The following is a 1,566-nucleotide window of genomic DNA, read 5'->3' on the forward strand; positions in this document are numbered from 1 at the left end:
TTTTAGTTTGGTTAAGTTAGAAAGGGCGCACGGTGGATGCCTTGACACTAGGAGTCGATGAAGGACGGGACTAACGCCGATATGCTTCGGGGAGCTGTAAGTAAGCTTTGATCCGAAGATTTCCGAATGGGGAAACCCACCATACGTAATGGTATGGTATCCTTATCTGAATACATAGGGTAAGGAAGACAGACCCAGGGAACTGAAACATCTAAGTACCTGGAGGAAGAGAAAGCAAATGCGATTTCCTGAGTAGCGGCGAGCGAAACGGAACATAGCCCAAACCAAGAGGCTTGCCTCTTGGGGTTGTAGGACATTCTATACGGAGTTACAAAGGAACGAGGTAGACGAAGCGACCTGGAAAGGTCCGTCGTAGAGGGTAACAACCCCGTAGTCGAAACTTCGTTCTCTCTTGAATGTATCCTGAGTACGGCGGAACACGTGAAATTCCGTCGGAATCTGGGAGGACCATCTCCCAAGGCTAAATACTCCCTAGTGATCGATAGTGAACCAGTACCGTGAGGGAAAGGTGAAAAGCACCCCGGAAGGGGAGTGAAAGAGATCCTGAAACCGTGTGCCTACAAATAGTCAGAGCCCGTTAACGGGTGATGGCGTGCCTTTTGTAGAATGAACCGGCGAGTTACGATCCCGTGCGAGGTTAAGCTGAAGAGGCGGAGCCGCAGCGAAAGCGAGTCTGAATAGGGCGTTTAGTACGTGGTCGTAGACCCGAAACCAGGTGATCTACCCATGTCCAGGGTGAAGTTCAGGTAACACTGAATGGAGGCCCGAACCCACGCACGTTGAAAAGTGCGGGGATGAGGTGTGGGTAGCGGAGAAATTCCAATCGAACCTGGAGATAGCTGGTTCTCCCCGAAATAGCTTTAGGGCTAGCCTTAAGTGTAAGAGTCTTGGAGGTAGAGCACTGATTGGACTAGGGGTCCTCATCGGATTACCGAATTCAGTCAAACTCCGAATGCCAATGACTTATCCTTAGGAGTCAGACTGCGAGTGATAAGATCCGTAGTCAAAAGGGAAACAGCCCAGACCGCCAGCTAAGGTCCCAAAGTGTGTATTAAGTGGAAAAGGATGTGGAGTTGCTTAGACAACTAGGATGTTGGCTTAGAAGCAGCCACCATTTAAAGAGTGCGTAATAGCTCACTAGTCGAGTGACTCTGCGCCGAAAATGTACCGGGGCTAAATACACCACCGAAGCTGCGGATTGATACCAATGGTATCAGTGGTAGGGGAGCGTTCTAAGGACAGTGAAGTCAGACCGGAAGGACTGGTGGAGTGCTTAGAAGTGAGAATGCCGGTATGAGTAGCGAAAGACGGGTGAGAATCCCGTCCACCGAATGCCTAAGGTTTCCTGAGGAAGGCTCGTCCGCTCAGGGTTAGTCAGGACCTAAGCCGAGGCCGACAGGCGTAGGCGATGGACAACAGGTTGATATTCCTGTACCACCTCTTTATCGTTTGAGCAATGGAGGGACGCAGAAGGATAGAAGAAGCGTGCGATTGGTTGTGCACGTCCAAGCAGTTAGGCTGATAAGTAGGCAAATCCGCTTATCG

At 50.5% G+C, this 1,566-nt stretch carries 1 rRNA gene; it reads left to right on the forward strand.

Going from position 1 to position 1,566, the window contains the following annotated elements:
• Positions 1-9: 9 nt before the first annotated feature.
• A 23S ribosomal RNA gene (locus ACTFP3_RS30080) occupies positions 10-1,566 on the forward strand; the annotation flags it as partial.

The organism is Bacillus cereus group sp. MYBK5-2 (assembly GCF_051915685.1).
Lineage (GTDB): Bacteria > Bacillota > Bacilli > Bacillales > Bacillaceae_G > Bacillus_A > Bacillus_A cereus.